Source organism: Micromonospora sp. NPDC005173 (genome assembly GCF_040608515.1).
Taxonomy (GTDB): Bacteria; Actinomycetota; Actinomycetes; order Mycobacteriales; family Micromonosporaceae; genus Micromonospora.
Window position 1 is genome coordinate 1 of the sequence record NZ_JBEXIK010000037.1, and the last position, 25,119, is coordinate 25,119.

Below are 25,119 nucleotides of genomic sequence, written 5' to 3' on the forward strand. Positions count from 1 at the left end.
CCATCGACCGCCGCAGCTATCAAGCCACCACCAGCATCGACATCGTCATCCCCGACCCTTGACACCCACACCAGCCGCCTAACTGAACGGCGTTGGTACTAGCTCAGCTTGGGAGAGCGCCGCGTTCGGGACGCGGAGGCGGGGGGTTCAACTCCCTCGTACCCGACTCATGGAGGAGCCAGCCGATAGCCGGCGCCGGCCACCGTCTCGAAAACGGTTGAGGTTCATACCTGTAGCGGTTCGACCCCGCTCTCCTCCGCCAGCCGGGGTGCCAGGATGGGTCGACACTGGCTGCCTCGACCTGCCCCCACCGCCATAAAGCGACGCTCGAAGTCCAGCTTCGCGCGTCTCGCTTCATCGGTGTACCACCCGTTGCGCGGAGTGAGCCGCTTGTACTCGTCTAGGAGCAGCCAGGCGCGCTCAAGCTTCGCCGCGCAGCGCATGTACGGAACGATCTCACGCAACAAGGCGATGATGTTGTCTGCTCCGTAGACACGCCAAGTCCACGCCTGTCGGTGATGGTCCGCAGCCTTCTTCTTGGCGACGACCCTTCCCCCGTAAAGCCGACCCAGCTCATTCAGGATCTCTACGTCGGTGTTGTCGACAGATATCAGCGGTTTGCGGAAGGCTGACTGATTGATTGAGCCAATCAGAGTTACACAACCCTCGCCGTCAACAATGCCGGCGACCCATGCTCGCTCTACGTTGGAAGGCATGCCGTCATGCTACCTTCCAGGATTGAAGAAAAGTAATTCATGCGCCGGTAGCTCAGTGGACAGAGCTGCGGACTCTTAATCCGTAGGTCGTGGGTTCGAATCCCACTCGGCGTACCAATTCGCCCCGCTAGCTCAGGGGATAGAGCAGCAGTTTCCTAAACTGCGTGTCGCTGGTTCGATTCCAGCGCGGGGCACCAAACGCGGGCCGCTAGCTCAGTGGTAGAGCTGCCGACTTTTAATCGGAGTTTCCAGAGTTCGATCCTCTGGCGGCCCACTTGCGGGATGGCGCAGTTATGGAAGCGCGCTGGGCTCATAACCCAGAGGTACCCGGGTTCGAATCCCGGTCCCGCTCCCGTCGCGGTAGCTCAGCGGGAGAGCAACGTCTCGACAAGGCGTAGGTCGCTGGTTCGATCCCAGCTCGCGGCACGTACCCACCTGGCGCGGTGGACGAATGGAAGAGTCGCCCGGCTTTCACCCGGGACATGTGCGGGTTCGAGTCCCGTCCGCGCTGCCATTCCCCTGTAGCTCAAAGGTAGAGCGGCCGGCTGTTAACCGGCTGATATTGGTTCGAGTCCAGGCAGGGGAGCCAAGCCCGCATAGCTCAGCGCGCAGAGCAGCGCCTTCACACGGCGCAGGTCGGGGGTTCAAATCCCTCTGCGGGTACTGGCCTTCGGGCCGCGAGTGTGGCCGTAGCGCAACAGCAGCGCACCGGGTTGAGCTACACTGCCCGTGTGGACAAAGAGCTATTGGAATCCGCGCTGGCCAAAGGGCTGAGCCAGCGCCAAATCGCCGACCGCCACGGCTGCTCTCAGGTCAACGTTCGTTACTGGCTCAAGAAGCATGGGCTGCAATCCCGTCGTCGCGTCGCTGCTGCGCCGAAGACGGCCACGTCTGTTAGACCGCCAATCGCGTTCCCGTCTCGCCCGACTGCGCTCACGGCGAACGACTCCAACGCCGTCGCAGCCATCGTGGAGAGTCGCGTACTGGCCGCCCTCACTAATGCTGGCTACCCCTGCTACGTTCCATTCGGGGTGGGCAAAGCAGACCTGGTGATCGAGACCGGCGACGGGATGAAGTCGGTCCAGTGCAAGACCGCCCGGCTGGTCCGGAACGGCTCGGTCATCGAGTTCGCCACTACCTCCAAGAACTACGCTCAACAACGAACGACCTACGTCGGGCTGGTCGACTACTTCGGTGTCGCAGTCCCGGGACGGCCCGGCGTCTACCTGGTGCCGGTCAGCGAAGTCGGGAAATCGTCGGCGTACCTGCGGGTCGCCCCACCGGTCAACGGCCAACGGTCGCTCGTTCGGATGGCCGATGACTTTTTGATTCCTGGGTCGACGGAGATTTAGAAGCCTGGTGGTTGTAGCTCAGTGGTAGAGCACCGGGTTGTGGTCCCGGGTTGTCGCGGGTTCGAGTCCCGCCAGTCACCCCAAGCGCGTCGTGGGCGGCGGCACGCCCCCCGGCCTGTAAAGCCGGCGCTTTCGAGCAGACCTGGGTCGGCACCAGGGACGCGCACCATGCCCCCGTAGCTCAGCGGATAGAGCAGCGGTTTCCGGGACCGCAGGCCGGCCGTTCGAATCGGTCCGGGGGCGCGCACGGTCGTATGCCCGAGGGGTGAGGGAGCGGTCTGCAAACCCGCGCACGCCGGTTCGAGTCCGGCTACGGCCTCTAGATGCCATCCACTGCGGAGTGAGGCGCGGGCGGACGTGGGTCCAGCTGCTGCTCATAACGGCGGCCTGCTCGGTTCGACTCCGAGGCTTGCGACCAGTCCGGCGCATGCATCGAAGGCAAGATCATTTTTGATCCGGTCCGATCCCCGGCCGCGCTCCGGCGCCCATTGCCGGCCGTTACCGGTCACAAGACGATGCGTGACCCCGCTGTCGCTGGCCTCCACACGTCCTATGTGCTCGCCGGCAACACACCGGTCCTCGTACACAACTGCGGTGGCGAACTCGCCCCTTCCACGGGGTCGCAGCAAACCCGTCGCGGGGCAGCGCCGCACACCGACCACCCGTCGATTGGGAGGAGGACTTACTAGGTGAGGTCAGAAGGGGGCAGGCGTTGTAGGGCAGGTGCCGGCCTGGAAGCTCCCGTCAGCCCGCACGAATCGTCCGTACTGTTGATCTGCCCGAGCAGGGGACCTTATGGCGTTATCACCGGGCACTTCGGCAGCGTGCAACCATGTCCGGTGATCGATCCGCTTGTGGCACACCGCAGCACGAACTCGGAATGGGGCAGCTGACGCCTGCCGTCGCTGCTCGGAGCCGCCCTCAAGGCGAAACACCGGGTGTGTCAGAGCCGTCTCGTGGTGAACAGGGTGGTCCCGTAGACCGCGTCCACTTCCTTCCGCTCGGTCTCGGTGAACCCGACCTTGGCCAGCACACGGCGAGAAGCGGTGTTCCACTCCCAGACTGTGGCCCACAGACGTTCGTACCCGGACGATCTCGCCCAGTCCAGAACCGCGAAAGAGGCCTCGGTCGCGTATCCCTGGCCCCAGAATCGGCGTAGCAGCTCGAACGCCAGTTCCGGTTCCCCTTCCGATCCTCGTGCGCTGTCGATCAGCCCGCAGTAGCCGATGACGTCACGAGCGGCCTTCCGCTCGACCGCCAGCAACCCGATCGACGATGGCTGGTTGGTGCGGATCGAATCCTCGAGCTCCGCGATCGTGGGGTGTCCATCCGCGTCGATTCGGCGGTGCGGCGGCACTCGTGGATCACGTTCGGTCCACAGCTCGCGCTGGACGACAGCCTCGGCTACCCGCCAAGGTCTGAGCAGCAGGCGATCCGTCTCGAGTACAACCTCGCGGCCCGGAGTCGCTTCAGCTGCCATGACAGCAACTTTCTCACGGGCGAACGCACTGTCATGCCGCGGGACGCGCGGTCGATCCTGCCGCTTCGTGGACGCTTGATGTGCGGACGTCGTGGCCTGCCTGATGCAAGATTCACTCCCATGAGCGAGTCTGAGTGCGGGCACCCGATCTCCGATGATCGGCAGCGGACGGTGCGGTGCAGATACATGTAGGACTCGAAGGCGTGCCGTTCGACGGTTTCCGAGCCGAACACGCCGGTGAACGGAGTACGTGGCCCGAACGGCTCCCGACGGTCGACCTCGTGCCGCTGGCGGCCGGAGCCGTTGCCTGTGCCCGGCTAGGCATTGGTGAGTCCGGTGGGGAAGAACCGGCGGCGGGCGGCAAGGCTGACGTAGACGAGGGCGACCAGGACCGGTACCTCGATCAGTGGTCCGACGACTCCGGCGAGGGCCTGGCCGCTGGTGACGCCGAACACGCCGATCGCCACGGCGATGGCAAGTTCGAAGTTGTTGCCGGCCGCGGTGAAGGCGAGGGTGGTGGTGCGTTCGTAGTTCAGGCCGATCGCCCGACCGATGGCGAACGAGCCGAACCACATGATCGCGAAGTAGGCGAGGAGGGGGAGCGCGATGCGGGCGACGTCCCAGGGCTGGGCGGTGATCGCGTCGCCCTGCAGAGCGAAGAGCAGCACGATGGTGAACAGCAGCCCGTACAGGGCGACCGGCCCGATCCGGGGCAGGAACTTCGCCTCGTACCAGTCGCGGCCCTTGGCGCGTTCGCCGAGTTTGCGGGTGAGGTAGCCCGCGGTCAGGGGGATGCCGAGGAAGACCAGGACGCTGCCGGCGATGTCCCATCCGGAGACTGCCAGTCCGGCCTGCTCCAGGCCGAGCCAGCCGGGCAGGACCGTGAGGTAGAACCAGCCGAGCAGGCCGAAGGCGAGGACCTGGAATACGGAGTTGAGCGCGACCAGGACGGCGGCGGCTTCCCGGTCGCCGCAGGCGAGGTCGTTCCAGATGATGACCATGGCGATGCAGCGGGCGAGGCCGACGATGATGAGGCCGGTGCGGTACGCGGGCTGGTCGGGTAGGAGCAGCCAGGCCAGGGCGAACATGACGGCGGGGCCGATGAGCCAGTTGATGACCAGGGAGGAGATCAGCAGGCGCCGGTCGGAGGTGACGGTGTCGAGGCGGTCGTAGCGGACCTTGGCCAGGACCGGGTACATCATGATCAGCAGGCCGAGGGCGATGGGTACGGAGATCCCGCCGATCTTGACCCGGTCGAGGGCGTCGTCGAGTCCGGGGATCAGTCGGCCGAGGAGCAGCCCGGCGGTCATGGCGGCGCCGATCCATACCGGCAGGAGCCGGTCCAGCGTCGAGAGCCGTGGTGTGGTGCGCGCCGGTGTGGCCAGTGCCGTCATGGGGTTCGTTCCTCTGTTGGTTCCTGGGCGGGTGCGTCGGGCATGCAGGGCCGTCTGCCCTCGGCGCCGGTGGGCGTCTGGTCGGCGAAGGTGATGCACTGACCGAGCGCGCGGAGCGATTCGGGCCGGAGTCGGTAGTGGGTTCAGTAGCGGGCGCGCGGGGCGGTCTCGGGGTCAGGCGACAGGGCGCAACTCGGTGAGGAGTTTCTCCACGCGAGTGCGGATCTCGTCGCGGATGGGGCGGACGGCCTCGACGCCCTTGCCGGCGGGGTCGTCGAGCTTCCAGTCCTCGTAGCGCTTACCGGGAAAGACCGGGCAGGCGTCGCCGCAGCCCATGGTCACGATGACGTCCGAGGACTGCGCTGTGGCGTACTCGAGGAGCTTCGGCGTCTGGTCGGTGATGTCGATGCCGACCTCCCGCATGGCCTGCACTGCGGCGGGATTGACCGTCTCGGCCGGGGCGGAGCCGGCGGAGCGGACCTCGACGGCGTCGCCGGCGAGGTGGCGCAGCCAGCCGGCGGCCATCTGGGAGCGGCCGGCGTTGTGGACGCAGACGAACAGGATGCTCGGCTTGTCGGACATCAGAAGCCTTCCTTGCAGTGTGGATCGCGGGGTCGGTTGACCGGTGCCTGGTCGGGAATCGCAGGCAGGGCGCGGGCGGGGTCGCTGTTGCGGTCGAGACGCTGGTAACGGCCGGCGGGACGCGACGGATTCACCAGGCCTCGGTACGTCTCGTCCGCCCTGCTCTGCTGCGGCTTGCTGCTTACGGGGTGCAGTTGGGCGCCGGGTTGCCCTCGTTCATCGCGTAGGTAGGGGTTGGTGTCAGTCATGGGGGCCGGCCGAACTCGTGGCGGGGGCGACGTTGGGGGCGACGCGGTCGACGCGGGCGGCGAGGTCGGCGAACGCGGCCTCGAACGCGGCGTCGGTGTCGACGCGGACCGGGTCGGGCACCGACCAGTGAAGTCGGGGCGCGGCTGGGCCGGTGAGTTCCTCGTGGGCGTTGTCGCAGACGGCGATGACGAGGTCGCCGTCGCGCACGATGTCCGCGACGTGCGCGGTGCCGGTCGGGTTCAGCCGCAGTCCGTGCCGGTGGGCCACGGCGACAGCCCGCGGATGAACCCGCTCTGCGGGCTGCGTTCCTGCGGACGCCGCCGAGGTGTGGGTGCGGTCGGACCAGAGGGCGGCGGCGAGTTGCGAGCGGGCGGAGTTGTGGGTGCAGACGAACACCACCCGACCCGCCTCGGTCAACGGCGCCGGCATCAGCATGGCCAGGGCCTCGGGCCGCAGCCGCAGGTAGGTGCGACGGCGGTCTCCCTCGGACCGGCTGCGGACGATGAGCCCGGCTTCGGTGAGGACCTTGACGTGGTGGGCGACCAGGTTCGTCGGCATCCCCAGGTCCTGGGCGATCTCACCAGGGGAGGCGTCGCCCAGGGTGAGCGCGTCGACGACCGCCAGGCGCGCCGGATCCCCGAGCGCGGCGTGGATGCGGGCGCGCCCCTGCAGGGAAGCAAGCTCAATAGTCATTGAGTCAACTATTGCTGAGCAACTGTGACGCTGTCAAATGGCGACGAGTCGGTGATCGATGTGGGGCGCGCTGAGTGCACCCGGCTGGGTGGATGTTCACCCGGGGGCTGCGGCGCCGGCCGTGGCCTACGCCGTGGGGGTCGGTTCGACCGTGAGCAGCGCGGCGAGCTGGCGCAGGATGGCCGGGCGAGCGCGGTAGTAGACCCACGTCCCGCGTCGCTCGGCATCGACGAGGCCGGCCTCGCGCAGCGTCTTGAGGTGATGCGAGATGGTCGGCCCGGTGAGGTCGAAGGCGGGAGTGAGGTCGCAGACGCACGCCTCCCCGCCCTCCGCCGAGGCGATCATCGACATCAGCTGCAGCCGCACCGGATCGCCCAGGGCCTTGAACGCCGGAGCAAGCACTGCGGCGGTTTCGGCCGGCACCCGGCGCTGAGCCAGTGGAGGGCAGCACGGCGTATCAGCGGTCAGATCCACGAGGGCGAGAGGCGCGCCTTGCTTCGACATGTCTCTAGGTTGACATCCTTCTAATCAACGTGCAACTCTCTGCTTAGACAAACGTCAAGACAGACGGAAGGAAGACGTCACGATGAGCGAGGACACCCAGAGGGCCGGCGGATTCACCGGGGACCCGGGCGCCGCCCTGGCCGTGACCGGGTCGGGTTCCTGTTGCGGAAGCCCCGCGCAGGGGGTCGGCTCGATCCTCCCGCCCGCTGGCGAGACAGCGACGACCGGCGGCCCGTGCTGCGGCACCCAACAGACCGCCGAGGCGGCCGACTCCTGCTGCGGCACCACGGAGAAGGCCGACGCGATGCGCACCGGACAGGGGTGCTGCGGATGACGTCGGCAGCCGGCTCGCCCGCCAGCATGGCGGCGCGGCTCGCGGGGGCCGTGTCCGCCGAGCGGATGACCACGACCGTCGCCGCCCTGGCCGCGGACGACTTCGCCGGTCGGCGGGTCGGCACGCCGGGCGGGGCTGCCGCCCGCGCCTGGCTCGCCGACCACCTCACCGCGCTCGGCGCGAGGGTCGAAACCGACGACTTCCCGGTCCGGGCCGTGCCGGACATCTACGCCGCACCGACCGTCACATGGGGTGTCGGCGACGTGGCGGCGGATCTGACCTTCGGTCGTGAGGTGTCGATCCACCCGGCTTCCACCGACACCATCGAGGTCAGGCGTGGCCTGCTGGGTGTGGCCGGTAGCGATGACCCAACCGGCCGCTGGCTGGTGGTGCCAGCGGGGATGAGCCTGTTCGACGCCTACCGTGACACCCGAGGCGCTGCCGGTCTGCTCCTGAGCCGCGCGGTCGACGCCGACGGATGGCAGTACACAACCCTCGCGGGCCCGGACCCGGGACCCCTGCCGGTCCTGACGCTGGACCCGCGCACGCACTCTGTCGTCTTGAGCGCCGCCGGTGAGGGCTGGATGAGCGCGAACACGCCACTACGTCGCGCCGACGCCACCGGGACCAACATCTACGCCACCTTCGACCGACCCTCGCCCCGTGCGGTAGAGCTGCTGTTGACCGCCCACTACGACGGGGTCGGCGACCACCCCGGCCTGCGCCAGCCCGGCGCGTCCGACAACGCCAGCGGCGTCGCCGTGGTCCTGGAGGCCGCCCGGGTCCTGTCCGCCGTGCTCCCCGACGAACTCGGACTGTCCGTCGCGCTGCTCGACGCCGAGGAAATCGGGGCGTTGGGCTCCGCCCACCACAGTTCTCGACTGCGTGCCAGCGGCGGCAACCCGCTGGTCATCAACGTCGACGGCGCCGGCCGCCTCGACCAGGCCGCCGCGGTAGAGGCCGGGGGCCCCGCCCACCGGCTGCTCGCCCTGCTCGACCAAGCCGGCCGACACACCGGCCTTCCCCTAGCTGCCGGGCCCGTGGCGTCGGACAACCGCCGCTACGGCGTCGCAGGGCTTGCGGCTGTGGGCATCGGTGCGGGAATGGCCGGCTACCACAGTCCCGCGGACACCCCGGATCGCGTCGACCCGCACACCCTGACGGCCATCGCCCGCCTGGTTGTCGCGACCGTGTCCCTCGCCGCGCCCACACCCGCTACACTTTCATCGCCAATCGGCGATAGACGATGAAGGGGGAGATGTGGCGGCCGAGATGCTCGACCGGACCACCGCGCAGGCGTACGCATCCTGGTTCCGGGCCCTGGCCGACCCGACCCGAGTGCAGATCGTCGAATACCTCGCCCGGCACGCCCGACCAATGAGCGTGGGAGAAATCGTCGGCGCCGTCGGCCTGGCGCAGTCCACCGTCTCGCAGCACCTGAAGATCCTCACCGAGGTGCGGTTCGTCTTCGTCGAGCCGGTCGGCACCGCCCGCCACTACCGGATCAACGACGCCTGCGTCGACTGCTTCCCGTCCGCCGCGGACGTGGTCATGGGCCGACCCGCCCCCCACCCGAATGGAGCCTGCTGATGGCCGACATCACGGTGCGCCCCCTGCGGGACGACGACGCCGAGCGGGTTCTGGCGATCTATCAGGCCGGACTCGACGCCGGCAACGCCAGCTTCGAGACGATCGCACCCACCTGGGCGGCGTTCGACGCGGCAAAGCTGCCCGAACACCGCTTCGTGGCGATCGACGGGAACACGGTGGTCGGTTGGATCGCTGTCGTGCCCACCTCGGGGCGCACGGTCTACGCCGGCGTGGTCGAGCACTCCGTCTACGTCGACCCCGTCGCGCAGGGCCGCGGCGTCGCCCGGCTGCTGCTGGACACGCTGATCACCTCCACCGAAGCCGCCGGCATCTGGACCATCCAGTCCGGAGTCTTCCCCGAAAACGCCGCCAGCCTCGCCCTGCACGAGCGGGCCGGCTTCCGGGTCATCGGCGTGCGCGAGCGGGTTGGTCGCCACCACGGCCGCTGGCGCGACGTCGTCCTGCTCGAGCGGCGCAGTCCCGTCGTCACCTGACCAACCCTGGCCCCTCACAAGCAGGGCCTCGTCTACCTACTTGATTCGATAGTTCTCAACACAGAGGAGTTTGACCGGTGAGCACCCTGAACGAGCTGCCTGTCGTGGTCATCGGCGCCGGACCAGTAGGCCTGGCCGCCGCCGCGCACCTGCACGAGCGGGGCATCGCCTTCACCGTCCTCGAAGCCGGCGACACCCCGGGTGCCGCCGTGCGGCAGTGGGGCCACGTGCGGGTGTTCTCCCCGTGGCGCTACAACATCGACCCGGCCGCCCGCCGGATTCTCGACGAGGCGGGCTGGGTCGCCCCTGACCTGGAGGCCCTGCCCACCGGAGCGGAGCTGGCCGGCGACTACCTCCAGCCCCTCGCGGAGCTGCCGCAGCTCAAGCCGTACCTGCGCTACCGCGCCCGGGTCGAAGCGATCAGCCGTCTGGGCCTGGACCGACTGCGCACCGCCGGCCGTGAGTCCACGCCGTTCCTGATCCGCCTCGCCGACGGCGAAGAGCTACTCGCCCGCGCGGTGATCGACGCGTCCGGCACCTGGGGCACGCCGAACGTCCTGGGCGCCTCCGGCCTGGCCGCCCGCGGCGAGTCCACTGTCGTTCCGTTCCTGGAGCACGCGCTGCCCGACGTTCTCGGCGCGGCCCGGGACCGCTTCGCCGGCCGGCACACCCTCGTCGTCGGGGCCGGCCACTCCGCCGCGAACACGCTGCTGTCCCTGGCCGAACTGGCCGGATCCACGCCGGGCACCGAGGTGACCTGGGCGATCCGGACCGCCTCACCGGCGCGTACCTACGGCGGCGGAGACGCCGACGCGCTGCCCGCCCGCGGCGCCCTGGGCTCACGGCTGCGCGAGCACGTCGACGCCGGCCGGATCCGGCTGCTCACCGGCTTCTCCGTGCACGCGCTCACCCCGACAGACGGTCGGGTGAGTGTGGTGGTGCGGCACGGCGACGGCGGCGAGGAGTCGGTCACCGTGGACCGGATCGTCGCGGCCACCGGCTTCCGACCGGACCACTCGATCGCCGCCGAGCTGCGCCTGGACCTGGACCCGATCATGGGTGCCACCCGCGCGCTCGCGCCGCTCATCGACCCGAACGAGCACTCCTGCGGCACCGTGCCCCCACACGGCGTCGACGAACTCGCCCACCCGGAGGCCGGCTACTACGCCGTCGGCATGAAGTCCTACGGCCGGGCGCCGACGTTCCTCATGGCCACCGGCTACGAGCAGGTCCGCTCTGTCGTCGCCGCCCTCGCCGGCGACTGGGACGCCGCCCGAGACGTCCAACTCGACCTGCCCGAAACCGGCGTGTGCAACAGCAACCCCACGGACTCCGCCACCGGCGACAGCTGCTGCGGGCCGGCGCCCACCGCCGAGCCGGCAGTGCGCGGGCTGGCCACCGGCATCTCCGGGGGCCTGCTGTCCGCACCGTTGAACCTGGTCACCCTCGACGCCGCCCCCGCTGGCGGTCAGGCCGGCGGCTGCTGCGGCAGCTGATGCCCACCACCACGACGGTGCCCGCCGACCCCACAATCGGCGGGCACCACGCCCACGGCTGGGGCAGGTGGGCATGAGGCCGGGGGCCGCAGTAGCTGCACTCACGGAGTTGTGGTTCCGGCCGTTTTAGCTGCGCGTGTCGAAGTCGGCTGAATTTCACCGCCCTGTGTTTCCACGCTGCGGGGCCGTGCTTCGCCCGACTATGGGGCGGGGCTCGCGGCGAGTCCGGTGCAGGCGCGCAGGCCCGCGTACTCCTGGCCGATCCGGGCCGTGTCCTCGCGGCCGGCGAGTTCGGGTCGACCGGTGCGTCGGGAGATCGTCGCGGGCACCAGTTCCGTTTTCGAGATCGCCGAAGCGTCGAGGGTCACCCGCAGCACCCCCGTGTCGTTGCTGTACGCGTCGTCACGCCACCACAGGAAGTTGCCGAGTCCGTACTGGACGAAGGTCTTGCCGAGCCACCCGTCGCCGAGCAGTAGGTGGGCGTGGGTGCCGACGACGATCGTGGCACCGGCCTCGGCCATCTCGCCAGCGAACGCGCGAGCCTCGGCGGGTGGACACGCGTCGCCCTCCGTGCCCCAGTGGACGTAGACGACGACCACGCTGGCCTGGCGCCGGGCGGCGCGCACCGCCGCGACGGCGCGCGGTAAGTCGCGGGTCATCGCGATACCGGCCCGGGTGTCTGTGGCACTCCACTCCGACCACAGCTCGGAGACCTGGCTGAAGCCGAGGACAGCGATTTTTGTACCGCGTATCTCGGTGATCCACGGCGCGTACGCCGCCGCCGCGTCGGCGCCCGCCCCGACGGCCGGCAACCCGACGGCCCTGGCTGCGTCCACGGTGTCGGCCAGCCCTGTCCGCCCATAGTCCAATGCGTGGTTGTTGGCGATCGACACGACGTCGATGCCGGCGGCCTTCACCGCGTCATACGCGCTTGCCGGCGCCCGGAAATGGAACTCCTTCGGCTCGGGAGTGCCGCGTGTGGTGACCGCCGTTTCCAGGTTGACCATCGCCAGGTCCGCGGCCGACAGCGTCGACGAGATCGACCCGAACGCGGTCGCCGGGTCGCCCAGCAGATCGGCCGTTCGGTCGGCGAAGTGCACGTCGCCCGCGAAGGCCAAAGTGATCTCGGCGGGGTGCGACGGGGAGCCCGCAGGGGCGGAGCGGGTGGGCGCAGCGGCCGGCGGGGTCCGGACGGCATCGCACGCCGTGACAGTCAGGGTCGCCGCCAGTGCGACGAAGGAACGTGCCCATTTCACTCAGCGCAGCGTACGGAAACCCGCCCGACCCTGGGCCTACTTGGCCAGATTGCCCTCGGCCTGACCCAGCGACGACGCCGTTGCGCGAGGGTGAGTTCCTCCCGTCAACTCATACGCCGAATGCGATATCTGGCAGCTGCGGCCACCAGAGCGAGCACGACCGGAACGACGATGGCAACCGGCAGCGAGCCCGCTGCGGTCAGGGTCCGCTTTCCGGCCACGCTCACGTGTAGCGGCTGGCTCACCACCAGCGGGCCCGTACCCGCCGTGGAGTCGCCGCCGGGCATGAGCACGACGTAGACGTCGAAACTGCCGGTGTTGACGGCCTGGTACTGCCAGGACAGTGACGTGCTGCTGCCCGGCGCCACCGGCGAAACCTCCCGGGTCACGTCCGCCGACCAGTCCTCGAGGTCGACGTAGACGCCGTTCAGGCTCGCGACGTTGAGGTGGGCCACCAGCCGGTCGGTCGGCGCCTCACCCGAGTTGACCACGCGGGATTCAAGCGTCAGCCGCTCACCAACGACCGTGTTGAGTCGGCTCTGCTCCAATACGACCTCAACGACGCCGGGTAGTGGCGGCGGAGCGGCTGCCGCCGAAGCGGTCGAGCCGACGGGAGCCGTCAGCGCCAGCAACAGCCCGGCGAGGGCCAGCTCTGTCTTCATGCTCCGCTCACCCCTCCATAGAGCCTGACGATCCGGGTGCCGGCGGCAATCAGGACGCCCCCGGTCAGTACCGCGATGAGTAGCGGAGAGATCAGGTACGACAGGTCCCGCGTCCAGCTGTGCCCGTTGACGAGCACAGCCGTCAGGTAGTGCAGCGACGCGCCGACCGGATTGAGCCGGACGAGAAGATCACCGAACCAGCCCTTCGGCGCGCCGCCGGGCAACTGGGTCGGTGCGAAGAGCGCCAACAGCAGGAACAGGCTCACCGCGAGGCTGACTTTGTTGGAGCTCGACACGGCGCTGATCAGCAGACCGAGCGCGGCGAGCGCGACGGCCAGCAGCGTGCCGACGAGCAGGCCCAGCAGCAGCGCCTGCCCGACGATGGACACTCCGCGTCCGAGCGCCCACAGATACGGCACGCTCACGACGAAGGCCGCGAGCCAAAGCGACAAGGCGGCGGCGAACTTCCCCAGCACGATCGCCCGGCGGGAGACGGGTGCGAGCAGCAGGCTCTCCAACGTGCCCCGTTCCCGCTCCCCGCTGATCGCGTCGGCGCTGACCACCAGCGTGACGAGGACGCCGACCGCCACCGCAACCTGCAGGGTGAGGTTCACCGCCTCCCGCTGCTCGAGGAAGTTGAGCACCTGACTGGTACCGGCAAGGTAGGTCATGACGCTCAGGACGACGCTGAACGCGAAGACCAACACCGGGCCGCGCCCGCTCACCCACAGATCGCGGCACTCCTGTTCGGCGATGACCCGCCAACCCGGTCCATCGCCGCGAACCGCGCCCGCGCTGGGTTCGGCGTTCCGGACCCGCCCCCGCAGACCCGTCGTCATCGGACACCCTCCCCGGTCATAGCCAGAAACGCGTCGCTGAGCCGCGCGCCTTCGACCTCGAAGGACAGAACCGGCACGTCGGCGCTCAGCACCGCCCGCAGCGGTCCATTCATCCCCGGATCCGCGCCGGCCTGCGTGACGACCGACCGGTCGTTCACGGAGAACTTGAGGATGTCGGGACGTTCATCGGCCGGCTCCAACGTCAGGCCGGCAACCCCCGCGAGGGCGTCCCGGGCCCGAGTGACCAACTCGATCGGTACGCGCATCTGCGCGTACTGCTGGGTGGGGACAGCGCGGGTGACCTCGCCGGAGGTGCCGGAGACGAGGACCTTTCCCTTGTGAAGGATCAGCACGCTCGTGCAGATCTCCTCGACGTCCGGAAGGGTATGGGTGCTGAGAATGACCGTCGCTCCCCTGACCACCGCGATCTCGCGGACGATCGCCAGCATCTGACGTTGCCCGGCCGGGTCGAGCCCGAGCGTCGGCTCGTCGAGGAACACGACAGCGGGATCGTTGACCAGCGCCCGTGCGATACCCAGCCGCTGCCGCATGCCGCGGCTGTACGTGGAGATCCGCGACGAGCCACGCTCGGCCAGGCCTACCTCCGCCAGTAGCCGCTCGGCGACCCGCGCGGCGTCCGGACGGGCGTTGCCGAACAGCCGCGCGTGGTAGCGCAGGTACTCCTCGCCCGTCTGGTGTCCGGGATAGCCGCTGCTTTCCGGCAACACGCCGATCCGCCGTCGAATCTCGCCCGGCCGGGTGCAGGGAACACCAGCCACCGAGAACTCCCCGCTCGTCGGCGCGAGCACCGTGGTGAGCAATCGGATGGTGGTCGTCTTGCCCGACCCGTTGGGCCCGAGCAGTCCCACGACCTCGCCTTGTCGTGCGGTGAAGCTCAACCCGTCAACCGCCGTACGGTCCCCGAACCGCTTGGTGAGCCGCACCGCATCGAGCTGCGCGCTGGCCATGAGCGTCCCCCTCTCGCCGTGTGCGAGGTGGCGGCGCGCCACCCGCGGTCCGTTCGACCAGGACGTCATGGCGACAGTACGGAGGGTTCGCTGAAGGCCGGCTGAACCGGACGAAGCCGGAGGTCCGCGTCGGCGGCTTCAGCGGGCAGTAAGCCGGCGAGTGGCACACTTGGGAAGTGCGCATCCTCGTGGTCGAGGACGACAAGCACCTCGCCCGGTCAATCAAGCGTGGACTGGAGGCCGAGGGGTTCGCTGCTGAGGTCGCACTCGACGGCATCGATGGCCTCTGGCGGGCCACGGACGGCGACTTCGATGTCATCGTTCTCGACATCATGCTTCCCGGCAAGAACGGCTTCCAGGTGTGCGCCGAGTTGCGTGAGGCCGGCAACTGGACCCCGATTCTCATGCTCACGGCCAAGGACGGCGAGCTCGACGAGGCGGAAGCTCTCGATACCGGAGCCGATGACTACCTGTCCAAGCCGTTCTCCTATGTCGTCCTGGTCGCCAGAATTCGGGCGCTGCTGCGCCGGGGTTCGCGGGAGCGCCCGGCCACGCTGAGTGTCGGCGACCTGCGGCTCGACCCCGCCGGCCACAGGGTCTGGCGTGGGGAAACGGAGGTCTCACTCACTCCGCGCCAGTTCGCCCTCCTCGAGTTCCTCATGCGGCGTCCGGGCGAAGTGCTTTCCAAGGGCACCATCCTCGACCACGTCTGGGACTTCGCGTTCGACGGCGACCCCAACATCGTCGAGGTCTACGTCCGGCACCTCCGCAGGAAGATCGACGAGCCGTTCGGTCGATCCGCGATCCAGACCGTCCGTCTCGTCGGCTACCGACTGGACCCCGATGGCGGCTGAAAACCCCCGGCCTCGGGCACGCCTCACGACGGTGCGCGCCCGCACCACCGTGGCCGCCACGATCGTCGTCGGTGTCGCCCTCGTGGTCACCGCCGTGAGCCTGGTGATGTTTCTGCGTCATTCGCTGGTCGAACGCGTCGACGACATCGCGAGGGTACGTGCGCACGACGTCGCGGCCCTGGCCCGCCAGGGCACGCTCCCCACGGAGCTGGCCGTCGAGGGTGACGACGGAAGCATCGCCCAGGTCGTGGACGGCGCCGGCCGGGTGGTGGCCGCCACTGCCGGACTTCGGCGCGATCAGTCTCTGGCCCGGTTCCTTCCGGGGGCGGGGTCCGAGGTGCGCACAGTGGACGGCCTTCCGTTCGGCGAGGCCGGCGGCTACCGGGTCATCGCACTGCCCACGGATACGCCCGAAGGACCGGTGACGGTCTACGTTGCGGCGAGCCTCTCCCCGGTCGATGACGTCGTCGACGTTCTCCAGGGCGCCCTTGCCACCGGTGCTCCACTGCTGCTGGCACTCGTGGCCGTCACGACCTGGACGGTCGCGGGTCGCACCCTGCGGCCGGTGGACGCTATCCGGGCCGAGGTCGCCGACATCTCCGAACGCTCCCTCGACCGGCGCGTGTCCGTGCCGACCACGGACGACGAGATCAGTCGGCTCGCGGGCACGATGAACATGATGCTCGACCGGTTGGATGCCGCCGCCGAGCGTCAACGTCGCTTCGTCGCGGACGCCTCGCACGAGTTGCAGACCCCGCTCGCCGCGGCGCGCACCGATCTGGAGGTCGCGCTCGCCCACCCTGACCGCACCAAATGGAACGAAACCGCCGCCGACCTGCTCGCGGCGAACCGTCGCATGGAGCGGCTGGTCCGGGATCTACTGTTCCTCGCACGGGCGGACGCCGGCGTTCCCCGACCCCCAGCCCGTCCCGTCGACCTCGACGACATCGTCCTGGCCGAGGCGGCCCGGATCCGTGGCAGCGGCCACCTGCGGGTCGACACCGGCGCGGTCTCGGCGGCTGCCGTCGACGGCCGTCGCGACGACCTGACCCGGGCCGTACGCAACCTGTTCGACAACGCCGAGCACTATGCCTCGTCATCGGTCTGCGTCGAGCTCGGCAGCGACGACCGCCGGGTCACGTTGATCGTCCACGACGACGGGCCGGGGATTCCGCCGGCGGACCGGAAGCGCGTCTTCGAGCGATTCACGCGCCTCGACGACGATCGGAGCCGTCGCACGGGCGGCATCGGTCTTGGTCTGGCCATCGCGAGAGAGATCATCGATGCACACGAAGGCTCGATAGACGTCGAGGACGCGCCTCGCGGTGCACGGTTCGTCATCCGCCTACCTGCGCGCTAATTGACCGCCTTGCTGGGAAAGGCCCGGCGAATCCACCTTTATGGGCAAACGTATGTTGTGAGGAGGGCAAGGCGGGGCACGTGCACTTGCCTGTTGCGGAAATGCGCGTCTTGGTAGGCAATGAAAGGTGCTGGTGACCCGGATTTCTGATGATTACTCGCTTTTGCCCCTGAACACGGACTGAATCGGCCTCTAGTGTCACAAATTATATTTAGACCTCGGCGGGTGCATACCACTTGTGAGTTGGTGTCGGCGGAATACAGAGAACGTGGCCCACCATTCATCACGAGCATCGACGGCCTGGATCCGAGGCCCTGCGCAGCGAGGCGGAGGAGGTGTAGACGCATCACGGGGGAGGGGATTGTGGAGTTCCGGCTCTTGGGTGCAGTGGAGGCATGGACGGGGGATCAACAAGTCGATCTCGGGCCACGCCAACAGCGGCTTATATTGGCGATCCTCGCGCTGAACGTGAACCGGCTCGTGCCGCTTGACCGCCTCGTTGACCTGACATGGCCTGAATGGCCGCCCCCGACCGCACGTCATGCCATCCACGTCCGCGTCTCGCAACTGCGCAACGTACTGGCCATGGCCGGTGCGGACCGTGAAGGCGTAAGGATCACCACGCGCGGCCGGACCTATGTCCTGCGGGCCGACCCGATGAGCGTGGACGCCCACCGCTTCCGCGCCCTCCTCTCCGGGGCTCGTCTTGAGACGGACGACCTGGAGAAGGCGGCGATGTTGCGGCGCGCGCTCGATCTGTGGCACGGACCCCCGCTGGCCGACGTGGCGACCCCGCGAGTCGAAGAGCTGTGCCGGGGACTGGAGGAAGCGCGGTTGACGGCTGTGGAGGAATGGTTGGACGCGCGGTTGCGGCTCGGCGGGCACGAGGCCGTCCTCGACGAACTCGCCGAGTACGTCGGGCAGTATCCGTACCGGCAACGACTGCTCGCGCAGCTCATGCTCGCCCTGTACCGCGCTGGCCGCGCCGCCGACGCGCTGGTCGCGTACCGGCTCGCGCGGAGTCGGCTGGTCGACGAGCTCGGACTCGACACATCGCCGCAGCTACAGAAGCTGGAGAGGGCGATCCTTCGCGGCGATCCTGCACTTGACCTGCCGTGACCGCTCAGGCTTGGGACCTTCCGGGCCGCAGGGCTGTGGGCCACACCCGCCGTGCAAGCGGCCGGCGCGTGGACGAATCCTTGGGTCGGCCGAAACGCAGATAGAGCGACGGGAGGACAAGCAGGTTCAGCAGAGTCGAGGTGAACAGGCCACCCAGAATCACCACAGCCATCGGGTGTTCTATCTCGTGACCGGGCAGGCTGCCCTCGATGGCCAGGGGAACCAGGGCGAGCCCGGTCGCCAACGAGGTCATGAGGATCGGCGAGAGTCGCTCCTTCGCGCCACGGAGGACGAGGTTTCGGCCGAAGCTTTCCCCTTCCTCCCGCTCGAGATGCTGGAAATGGTTGATCATGAGAATGCCGTTGCGCGCGGCGATGCCCAGCACGGTGAAGAATCCCACCAGCGAGCCGAGCGAAAGGATGCCGCCACCGACGTATGCCGCGAGGATTCCGCCCACCAGAGCCATGGGCAGCGTGAGGAGGACGAGGAACGACAGCCGCCAGCTGTTGAAGGCGGTGGTCAGCAGGAAGAGGATCCCGATCACCGCGACGCCGGCGAAGAGCCGCAGCCGGTCCTGGGCGCTCGTCGCCTCCTTGTACTCACCGAGCAGTTGTGGGTGGTAGCCGGGCGGGAAGTCCACCGTCGCCAGGCGGCGCTCAACCTCGGCCGCCACGTCACTCAGGGCCTTCCCCGAAGCCACATTGGCACCCACATTGATATACCGCGATCCATTCTCTCGCAGGATCTGGTTGGGCGTGGGCACCATCTTGACCTCGGCCAGCTCACCCACCGGGACCTTGCTCCCGTCCGCCGCGTCCATCAGGAGGTTACGGACGCTCTCGATGCTGTACCGGGCACTCGGCACGCTCCACACGTGCACCTCGGTGTTCTTGCCGTTTCGCCAGATGTCGCCCGCCTCCTCGCTGGCGATGAACGTGGCCGCCGTTCGGCGTACGTCGCCGGGCTTGATCCCGTATTGGGCAGCCTTGGCCAGGTCGACCTGGACGTCGACCTGGGGAACTGTGGTCTGCAGCGTCACGTGTTCGTCGATGATGCCGTCGATCCCGGCGACGAGGTCCTTGACCTCGTTGGCCTTGTCGCGGAGCACATCGAGGTCGTCGCCGACGATGCGGACGATGATGGCGTCGCTGGAGCCGGTGAGCACCTCCTTCGTGCGCTCCTTCAGATAGGTCTGCACATCGCGCTGCAGGCCGGGATAGCCGTCGACCACCTTCTGCACGGCGTCATGAGTCTTGTCGTAGTCGACCTTCGGGTCAATGCTGATCCAGTTCTCGGTGAAGTTCATGCCGACGACCTCGTCGGCCAACGTGCCCTGCCCGATGTGGGCGCCGAAGTTCCGGACTCCGGGGATCGCCCGCAGTTCCCTGCTGACCTGTTCCGTGATGCGGACACTCTCCTCACGCGAGGTGCCGGGCTGGGTCACCCAGTGCATCAGGAAGTCCCGCTCCTTGAACGCGGGGAGCAGGTTCTGTCCCAGCATCGGTACCACCATGACGCCTCCCGCCAGGACGAGTACGACGGTCGCGTAGGCGACGGCGGGACGCGGGATGATGCGTGCCAGCAACGCGGTGTAGCCGCGTTGGAGCCAGCGCACCAGCGGCGATTCCCGCCGCTCGATCGGTGACCGGGCCAGCAGCATCAGGGCGAGCGCCGGGATCACCGTCAGGGCCACCAGCAGCGAGGCCAGGATGGCCAGCCCGTAGGCGAACGCCATGGGCCGGAAGAACGAGCCGGTGAGCCCGGTGAGCAGGAAGATCGGGACCGTGCTGACCAGGATGATCATCGTGGCCTGGACGATGGGACCACGGACCTCCACCGACGCGTCGAGGACGATGGCGGCGGTCGACTTCGTGCTGCCCGCTCGTCGATGTTGGCGGATGCGGCGGACGATGTTCTCAACGTCGATGATGGCGTCGTCGACGAGCACGCCGAGGGCGATCACGAGCCCGGCCAGGATCATGGTATTTATCGTGGCCCCGGTCCAATGCAGGACGAGTCCCGCCGCGACGAGGGAGAGCGGGATCGAAATGGCGCTGATCAGCGCGACCCGCCACTCGAAGAGGAAGAGCACCAGGATCAGGACCACCAGAATGAATCCGATGGCCATCGCCCGGCCGAGATTCTCGACCGAGGTCTCGATGAAGGTCGCCGGCCGGAAGATCTCGGTATCGACGTCGAGGCCCTGCATGCCGGGCGCCATCTCCGTCAGTGCGGCCTCGACCCCGCGGGTCACCTCAAGGGTGTTGCCCCAGGGCAGCTTCTCGACGATGAGCATGAGGCCGGGGCCGCCGTTGATGACCGCGTCCCCCGTGAGCAGGGACGGCGGCATGATGTCGTCGGTGATGTAGGCGACGTCCTTCAGGTAGACGGGCTTGGCGCCCTTCGGCACCTCGATGGGGATCTCGGCCAGTTGCTGCCCGGTCAGGGCGGGCAGTTGGTGCTGCACCTGGAGCCGTTGGTTGGCGGTGTCGACCCACCCGCCGGTGCCGATCTCGAACCCGCCGTTGAACTTCAGCTGACCCACGTCCACCGCGTCTCCGGCGGCCTCCATGACCTGGGCCAGGGTGACGTTGTGCTGCTTCATGAGCTCGGGATCGACGAGGGCCTGCTTGACGTGCCACCGATCGCCCCAGATGGCCACGTTCGCCACTCCGGGTACCCGCATCAGGCGGGGCCGGACCGTCCAATAGGCCTGCAGTGCCATCTCGACGTGAGCCGCATCCGACTTGTCCGCCTGGGATATTCCGATCTTCATCACCCGGCTGGTCGACGACAGCGGTTGGATCATGAAGGGTGCGTTGGCCCAGCGCGGCAGTCTGGGAGTGATGGAGGTGAGGCGCTCCTGGATCAGCAGGCGGGCCGCCATCAGGTCAGTCCCGGGCTTGAAGATCAGGACAATCGAGGAGAGCTGGGAGACCGACTTGGAGCGCATCACGTCCAGGCCCTCGATCCCGGTGAGCCCCTGCTCCAGCGGGACGGAGACAAGCTCCTCGACGTCCTGTGCGGACAGTCCGATGCAGATCGTCTGTATCTCCACCCGGGGCGGCGCGAACTCGGGGAACGCGTCGACGGGCATGTCGCGAATCTGCAGGACGCCGAAGAACATCAACATGGAGGCCCCGACAACCACGAGGAACCGGAGCTTCAGACTCGTTCCAATGATCCAACGCATCATGGTGTGGGGTCCCTACCCTCGTAGCGACTGGATGGACTACTTGCCGACCCCGAGCTCGGCTCCCCAGAGTTCGATCACGCCTGTCGTCACGATCGAGGTCCCCGCCGGTGGTGCCTGCGCAAGGAACGCGTCGGTCCCGCGCGCCCCGCCCACGGTCGCCACCACGACCTTCTCCCGGACGTAGGTCAACGGCTGGGGAACCGCATAGACCCAGGCCAGGCCGGTCGGGTCGTAGAGCACTGCCGAGTACGGCACCACGGTCGCCGGCGTGCCCGGCGACGGGGTCGGCCCGACCGGCGGCGCGGTCTGCGCCGCGCCGATCGTGACCGTCGCGATGCCCACCCGGCGCGCCGCCTGCTCGGTCAGCGTCACCTTCTTGACGTCCTTGCCCGGTATCGCCTCGACACTGGCCGGGCTGTCCTTGTGGCCACCCGAGGTGTTCGAGGCGGGTGCCGTGCAGGCCGCCAAGCCCAGCGTGATCAGGATCGCTGCCATCCACCGACCACTGTGTCGCATGTGGTCGCCTCCTTGTCTGTGCATGGGACTCTCCTGGTTCCGATCAGGCCGGAGCCGGACTTGAAGGGGTTTCCTTGCCCGCCGCACCGGGTTCTGGCCTGGGCGCGGGTATCGATCCGGTCCGAGGCTCCGACCCGGCCACCGATGGAGACCGGACGGCGAACCGCAGATACAGCACGGGCAGGACGAGCAGGTTCAGCAGCGCGGTCGTGACCAGGCCACCAAGGATGATCAGGGCGAGCGGGCTCACGATCTCGAGGCCGGAGACGCCGCCGTAGATCACCATGGGAAGCAGAGCCATCCCCGCCGCCAGGATGCCCGTCACGGCCGGGATGAACTGCTGCCGTGACCCGAGCTCGACCAGCTCGGCACCTGGCGTGTGGCCTTCCTCTGCCAGCCGCTGGTACCGCATGATCTGCAGCGTGCCGCCCCGAACGGCCATGGCCAGCACGGTGAGCAGCCCCAGCAGCGCGACCACCGAGACGGCCGACCGGTCGACGGCCGCCAGCAGCAGCCCGCCCGCCAATGCCGTCGGCAGGAGCAGGAAGTACAGCGACGCCACCCGCCAGCTACCGAAGCCGGCCTGCAGCAGGAAGAAGATCAGGATCACGGCGCCGATCACGAAGGTCCAGACGCGGACGTCGGAACTCGCCTTTGCCTGGGCCTCACCGAGCACCTCCAGGTGGTGCTCACGGGGGAAGGTCACCTGCGCGAGCCGGTCCTTGACCTCGCTGGTCACGGCACCCAGACCACGCCCGCGCACGGTCGCGACGACGTCCATGCTGCGGGAGACCTGGTCGTGTGTGATGACCTCCGGCTTCGCCACGACTCTGACGTCGGCAACGTCCGCCAGCCGCACCTGGGTCGGGCCGCCACGCGGGCCTCCGACCGGCGCGTCGATCAGAAGGTTCTGGATGGTGGACAGGTTCTGGCGCACCGTGGGGACGCCCCACACGACGACCTCGAACACCTTCTGGTCGTCGAAGAGGTTGCCCGCGACGGTGGACGAGACGAGGGTGGCGGCCGACCGGCGCACGTCGCCCGGCTTGAGCCCGTACTTCGCGGCCTTGGCGACGGAGACCTCGATCTCCACCGTCGGCGCGACCTCTGCGGACCGTACCCGTGGCTCGGTGACGCCGTCGATGGCGGCGATGACGCCGAGGACCTCCTGGGCCTTCTCGTTGAGCACCGTGTAGTCGTTGCCGTAGATGCGCACGATGAGGTCCTCCGTGGCACCGCGGGTCACCACCTCCCGGATCCGCTTGTCCGAGTAGGTGATCACGTCGCTCTGCACCCCGGGATAGCCATCCACCACCTGCTGCACGGCGGTCAGGGCCCGGCCGTAGTCGGCCTCCGGGTCGACACTGAGCCACACCTCGCCCGAGTTCATGTTGACGACCTGGTCCGATGCCAGTGCCCGCCCGGTGTGGGCGCCGACGTTGCGTACTCCCTGGATGGCCCGCAGTTCGGCACTGAGCGCACCCGTGATCCGGTTCATCTCCGGTCGGGAGGTGCCGGGCGGCGCCTCCCAGGTGATCAGCAGGTCGCGCTCCTGAAGCGTCGGGGACAGCGGCCGCGAGCCGAGGAACGGTAGAGCGGCCAGGCCCGCCACCACGAGGAGTCCGACCAGGGCATAGGACCAGACGGGCCGGCGGAGCAGCCGGGGCAGCAGCGCGCCGTACGCCCGCTCCAAAGCTCGGGCGAGCGGCGACTGGCCGTGCTGCAGCGACGACCGGGAGAGCAGGAGCGTGGCCAGCACGGGGGCCAGCGTCACCGCGACCACCAGGGAGACCACCGTGGCGGCCAGGAAGCCCTGGGCGACCGGGGTGAGGAACGCCCCGCGCACCCCGTCGAGGATGAAGAGGGGCACCACCGAAACCGCGGCGATCAGGGCTGCGACGAAGAGTGGGCCGCGCATCTCGAGGATGGCCGTACGGATGGTGTCGGAGACCGGCTCGTCGGACGCCTCCTCGCGGTGCTGCCGCAGCCGTCGCCGGATGTTGTCGACGCAGACCACGGCGTCGTCCACGACGATGGCGAGGGCCATCACCAGCCCTGCCAGGGACATCATGTTGAGGGTCACGCCGAACCAGGACAGGACGAGCACCGTCACCGCCACGGAGGACGCGATGGTCAGCAGGCTGACCAGCGCGGTGCGCCAGTTGAACAGGAAGGCGCAGAGCACCAGCAGCAGGAGGATGGCGCCGAGGATCAGCGTCGTGGTGAGGTGGTCGACCATCTTTTCGATGAAGGTGGCCGGCCGGTACACCGTCGTGTCGATCTCGACGCTCGGCACGGCGGGTCGCAGCTCGTCGAGTGCAGCCTCCACGTCCCGGGTCACGGCCGCCACGTTGGCGCCCGGGAACCTCTCCACCACGAGCATGAGGCTCGGACTGTCCTTGACGACCGCGTCGCCGATGAGGAGTTGGTGGTCCTCGACGATCTGGGTGACATCACCCAGCAGCACTCCGCGGTCCTCGGCGCCCTGAACGGTGACCTTGCCGAGATCCGTAGCAGTCTTGATCGGCTGGTTGTGCTGGATTTCGATCCGCTGGTTGGGGGTGTCGATGAACCCGCCCAGCCCGGGTGTCGACGCCTCCACAAAGGTGAGCGGCGAGACCCACAGCGCGTTCGCCGACGTGCGCAGGACCTGGTCCAGCGTGATGCCGCTCTGCATCAGCTTGGAGGGATCGACCTGCACCTGCAGTTGCCGGTCGCGGAACCCCCAGATGGCCACGTTGGCCACGCCGTGGATGCTCAGCAGGCGGGGCACGATCGTCCAGCGCGACAGCAACGACATGTCGATCAGTGAGCGATCCTGGGACGACAGACCGATCATCATGAGCCGGCCGGTCGACGAGAGGGGCTGCACCACCAGCGGCGGCCTCGACGAGGCGGCCGGCAGCATGGCGACCATGGTCAGGCGCTCCTGCACGACCTGCCTGGCCCGGATAGGGTCCGTGCCGGGCTCGAACGTCATCTCCATCGACGACAATCCCGGTAGCGTGCGGGACTCGAGCTTGGCCAGCCATGGGATTCCGTTGAAGAATTCGTTCTCCATCGGGTTGGTGATCAGATTCTCCACCTCCTCGGCGGAGAGCCCGAGGGCCTCGACCTGCACGTCCACCCGCACCGGCCCGAACTCCGGCAGGGCCTCGACCGACGTGTTGCGAAGCTGAACGAAGCCGACGGCCATCAGGGCCACGGCGATGGCGAGCACCAGCCGTTGATATTTGACGCTTGACCCGACGATCCACCGCATCATGGCCCGAGACCTCTCAGTTGGAGTTCATCGGTCTGCCGACCAGGGCCAAGATTGAGGCCGCCCGCTCACGCTTTGCTCACAGTGGGCTCACAGTGGGCTCACAGCAGGCGTGCCGGAAGCTGCTGTCGGTCAGCGCGATCCACGCCTGCCCTTGGCCGAACGTGTCGCCGGTGGAGTCCCACTCCACCGGCGACATGTTC

General features: G+C 68.4%; 23 protein-coding genes and 13 tRNA genes. 22 read left to right on the forward strand and 14 right to left on the reverse strand.

What is annotated here, in order from left to right; all coding sequences use genetic code 11:
• Window positions 1-92 precede the first annotated feature (92 nt).
• Together ABZV00_RS28675 and ABZV00_RS28680 are read left to right on the forward strand one after the other, a co-directional pair.
• A tRNA-Pro gene (locus ABZV00_RS28675) sits at window positions 93-166 on the forward strand.
• A 5-nt stretch (window positions 167-171) separates the two neighbouring features.
• Window positions 172-262: transfer RNA gene (locus ABZV00_RS28680), tRNA-Ser, on the forward strand.
• On the opposite strand, the gene ABZV00_RS28685 is transcribed toward ABZV00_RS28680, so the two are convergent.
• Window positions 225-716, reverse strand: coding sequence for a hypothetical protein (locus ABZV00_RS28685; protein ID WP_355611669.1), 492 nt, complete (start codon window positions 714-716; stop codon window positions 225-227). The two genes, ABZV00_RS28680 and ABZV00_RS28685, sit on opposite strands and share 38 nt — an antisense overlap.
• Before the next feature lie 41 nt (window positions 717-757).
• Between ABZV00_RS28685 and ABZV00_RS28690 the strand changes: the two genes are divergently transcribed.
• The 12 genes from ABZV00_RS28690 to ABZV00_RS28745 all read left to right on the forward strand — a co-directional run bounded on the left by ABZV00_RS28690 (window position 758) and on the right by ABZV00_RS28745 (window position 2,387).
• Window positions 758-833, forward strand: a tRNA-Lys gene (locus ABZV00_RS28690).
• Window positions 834-837: 4 nt separating this feature from the next.
• Window positions 838-913: transfer RNA gene (locus tag ABZV00_RS28695), tRNA-Arg, on the forward strand.
• A 5-nt stretch (window positions 914-918) separates the two neighbouring features.
• A tRNA-Lys gene (locus ABZV00_RS28700) sits at window positions 919-990 on the forward strand.
• Window positions 991-992: 2 nt separating this feature from the next.
• Window positions 993-1,068: transfer RNA gene (locus ABZV00_RS28705), tRNA-Met, on the forward strand.
• Between the two features lie 2 nt (window positions 1,069-1,070).
• Window positions 1,071-1,142 (forward strand) — tRNA-Val (locus ABZV00_RS28710).
• A gap of 11 nt (window positions 1,143-1,153) precedes the next feature.
• Window positions 1,154-1,230 (forward strand) — tRNA-Glu (locus tag ABZV00_RS28715).
• 1 nt (window position 1,231) lies between these two features.
• A tRNA-Asn gene (locus ABZV00_RS28720) sits at window positions 1,232-1,305 on the forward strand.
• Window position 1,306: 1 nt separating this feature from the next.
• Window positions 1,307-1,379: transfer RNA gene (locus ABZV00_RS28725), tRNA-Val, on the forward strand.
• Between the two features lie 68 nt (window positions 1,380-1,447).
• On the forward strand, window positions 1,448-2,068 hold the full coding sequence (locus tag ABZV00_RS28730) for a group I intron-associated PD-(D/E)XK endonuclease (RefSeq protein ID WP_355611672.1): 621 nt from the start codon (window positions 1,448-1,450) through the stop codon (window positions 2,066-2,068).
• Window positions 2,069-2,075: 7 nt separating this feature from the next.
• Window positions 2,076-2,151, forward strand: a tRNA-His gene (locus ABZV00_RS28735).
• Between the two features lie 87 nt (window positions 2,152-2,238).
• Window positions 2,239-2,311 (forward strand) — tRNA-Arg (locus ABZV00_RS28740).
• Window positions 2,312-2,316: 5 nt separating this feature from the next.
• A tRNA-Cys gene (locus ABZV00_RS28745) sits at window positions 2,317-2,387 on the forward strand.
• 624 nt (window positions 2,388-3,011) lie between these two features.
• Here ABZV00_RS28745 and ABZV00_RS28750 read toward each other — a convergent pair.
• The 6 genes from ABZV00_RS28750 to ABZV00_RS28775 form a co-directional block, all read right to left on the reverse strand.
• The gene (locus ABZV00_RS28750) at window positions 3,012-3,548 is read right to left on the reverse strand and encodes a GNAT family N-acetyltransferase (protein WP_355611675.1); all 537 of its coding nucleotides are present in this window, start codon (window positions 3,546-3,548) and stop codon (window positions 3,012-3,014) included.
• Window positions 3,473-3,781, reverse strand: a complete 309-nt coding sequence (locus ABZV00_RS28755) for a hypothetical protein (protein WP_355611678.1) — start codon at window positions 3,779-3,781, stop codon at window positions 3,473-3,475. Before ABZV00_RS28755 ends, ABZV00_RS28750 begins: the two co-directional genes overlap by 76 nt.
• Before the next feature lie 84 nt (window positions 3,782-3,865).
• Window positions 3,866-4,942, reverse strand: coding sequence for an ACR3 family arsenite efflux transporter (gene arsB, locus ABZV00_RS28760; protein WP_355611681.1), 1,077 nt, complete (start codon window positions 4,940-4,942; stop codon window positions 3,866-3,868).
• 174 nt (window positions 4,943-5,116) lie between these two features.
• Complete coding sequence (locus ABZV00_RS28765) at window positions 5,117-5,524, reverse strand: arsenate reductase ArsC (protein WP_355611684.1); 408 nt, start codon at window positions 5,522-5,524, stop codon at window positions 5,117-5,119.
• Window positions 5,525-5,764: 240 nt separating this feature from the next.
• Complete coding sequence (locus ABZV00_RS28770; protein WP_355611687.1) at window positions 5,765-6,466, reverse strand: helix-turn-helix domain-containing protein; 702 nt, start codon at window positions 6,464-6,466, stop codon at window positions 5,765-5,767.
• A gap of 126 nt (window positions 6,467-6,592) precedes the next feature.
• Complete coding sequence (locus ABZV00_RS28775; protein WP_355611690.1) at window positions 6,593-6,970, reverse strand: metalloregulator ArsR/SmtB family transcription factor; 378 nt, start codon at window positions 6,968-6,970, stop codon at window positions 6,593-6,595.
• 82 nt (window positions 6,971-7,052) lie between these two features.
• Here ABZV00_RS28775 and ABZV00_RS28780 point away from each other — a divergent pair, with 82 nt between their 5' ends.
• The 5 genes from ABZV00_RS28780 to ABZV00_RS28800 all read left to right on the forward strand — a co-directional run bounded on the left by ABZV00_RS28780 (window position 7,053) and on the right by ABZV00_RS28800 (window position 10,884).
• Window positions 7,053-7,304 (forward strand): hypothetical protein, encoded by a 252-nt coding sequence (locus tag ABZV00_RS28780; RefSeq protein ID WP_355611693.1) that lies wholly within the window; start codon window positions 7,053-7,055, stop codon window positions 7,302-7,304.
• The gene (locus tag ABZV00_RS28785; RefSeq protein WP_355611696.1) at window positions 7,301-8,554 is read left to right on the forward strand and encodes a M28 family peptidase; all 1,254 of its coding nucleotides are present in this window, start codon (window positions 7,301-7,303) and stop codon (window positions 8,552-8,554) included. The genes ABZV00_RS28780 and ABZV00_RS28785 overlap by 4 nt, the downstream gene beginning before the upstream one ends.
• A 22-nt stretch (window positions 8,555-8,576) precedes the next feature.
• A complete protein-coding gene (locus ABZV00_RS28790; protein ID WP_355611850.1) occupies window positions 8,577-8,894 on the forward strand; it encodes a metalloregulator ArsR/SmtB family transcription factor in 318 nt (105 codons plus the stop codon).
• On the forward strand, window positions 8,894-9,388 hold the full coding sequence (locus tag ABZV00_RS28795; RefSeq protein ID WP_355611699.1) for an N-acetyltransferase family protein: 495 nt from the start codon (window positions 8,894-8,896) through the stop codon (window positions 9,386-9,388). The genes ABZV00_RS28790 and ABZV00_RS28795 overlap by 1 nt, the downstream gene beginning before the upstream one ends.
• Before the next feature lie 77 nt (window positions 9,389-9,465).
• The gene (locus ABZV00_RS28800) at window positions 9,466-10,884 is read left to right on the forward strand and encodes an FAD-dependent oxidoreductase (protein ID WP_355611702.1); all 1,419 of its coding nucleotides are present in this window, start codon (window positions 9,466-9,468) and stop codon (window positions 10,882-10,884) included.
• Window positions 10,885-11,084: 200 nt separating this feature from the next.
• Here ABZV00_RS28800 and ABZV00_RS28805 read toward each other — a convergent pair whose 3' ends face one another.
• The 4 genes from ABZV00_RS28805 to ABZV00_RS28820 form a co-directional block, all read right to left on the reverse strand.
• Complete coding sequence (locus tag ABZV00_RS28805) at window positions 11,085-12,140, reverse strand: CapA family protein (protein WP_355611705.1); 1,056 nt, start codon at window positions 12,138-12,140, stop codon at window positions 11,085-11,087.
• 104 nt (window positions 12,141-12,244) lie between these two features.
• Window positions 12,245-12,802: a hypothetical protein gene (locus ABZV00_RS28810; RefSeq protein WP_355611708.1), complete on the reverse strand. Its 558-nt coding sequence runs from the start codon at window positions 12,800-12,802 to the stop codon at window positions 12,245-12,247.
• A complete protein-coding gene (locus ABZV00_RS28815) occupies window positions 12,799-13,641 on the reverse strand; it encodes an ABC transporter permease subunit (protein ID WP_355611711.1) in 843 nt (280 codons plus the stop codon). Before ABZV00_RS28815 ends, ABZV00_RS28810 begins: the two co-directional genes overlap by 4 nt.
• Window positions 13,638-14,609 carry an ABC transporter ATP-binding protein gene (locus tag ABZV00_RS28820; protein WP_355611714.1) on the reverse strand — a complete coding sequence of 324 codons (972 nt, stop codon included), beginning with the start codon at window positions 14,607-14,609 and terminating at the stop codon, window positions 13,638-13,640. Before ABZV00_RS28820 ends, ABZV00_RS28815 begins: the two co-directional genes overlap by 4 nt.
• Before the next feature lie 176 nt (window positions 14,610-14,785).
• Here ABZV00_RS28820 and ABZV00_RS28825 point away from each other — a divergent pair, with 176 nt between their 5' ends.
• The 3 genes from ABZV00_RS28825 (at window position 14,786) to ABZV00_RS28835 (ending at window position 17,942) form a co-directional block, all read left to right on the forward strand.
• Window positions 14,786-15,463 carry a response regulator transcription factor gene (locus tag ABZV00_RS28825; RefSeq protein WP_355611717.1) on the forward strand — a complete coding sequence of 226 codons (678 nt, stop codon included), beginning with the start codon at window positions 14,786-14,788 and terminating at the stop codon, window positions 15,461-15,463.
• A gap of 31 nt (window positions 15,464-15,494) precedes the next feature.
• Window positions 15,495-16,823 carry a HAMP domain-containing sensor histidine kinase gene (locus ABZV00_RS28830; RefSeq protein ID WP_355611720.1) on the forward strand — a complete coding sequence of 443 codons (1,329 nt, stop codon included), beginning with the start codon at window positions 15,495-15,497 and terminating at the stop codon, window positions 16,821-16,823.
• A gap of 363 nt (window positions 16,824-17,186) precedes the next feature.
• A complete protein-coding gene (locus ABZV00_RS28835; RefSeq protein WP_355611723.1) occupies window positions 17,187-17,942 on the forward strand; it encodes an AfsR/SARP family transcriptional regulator in 756 nt (251 codons plus the stop codon).
• 4 nt (window positions 17,943-17,946) lie between these two features.
• On the opposite strand, the gene ABZV00_RS28840 is transcribed toward ABZV00_RS28835, so the two are convergent.
• From ABZV00_RS28840 to ABZV00_RS28850, 3 genes are read right to left on the reverse strand one after another with little or no spacing between them, the layout of a single operon-like run.
• Window positions 17,947-21,138: an efflux RND transporter permease subunit gene (locus ABZV00_RS28840; protein WP_355611726.1), complete on the reverse strand. Its 3,192-nt coding sequence runs from the start codon at window positions 21,136-21,138 to the stop codon at window positions 17,947-17,949.
• A 36-nt stretch (window positions 21,139-21,174) separates the two neighbouring features.
• Window positions 21,175-21,654 carry a hypothetical protein gene (locus tag ABZV00_RS28845; RefSeq protein ID WP_355611729.1) on the reverse strand — a complete coding sequence of 160 codons (480 nt, stop codon included), beginning with the start codon at window positions 21,652-21,654 and terminating at the stop codon, window positions 21,175-21,177.
• 43 nt (window positions 21,655-21,697) lie between these two features.
• Window positions 21,698-24,919 carry an efflux RND transporter permease subunit gene (locus ABZV00_RS28850; protein ID WP_355611732.1) on the reverse strand — a complete coding sequence of 1,074 codons (3,222 nt, stop codon included), beginning with the start codon at window positions 24,917-24,919 and terminating at the stop codon, window positions 21,698-21,700.
• Window positions 24,920-25,119: the final 200 nt, after the last annotated feature.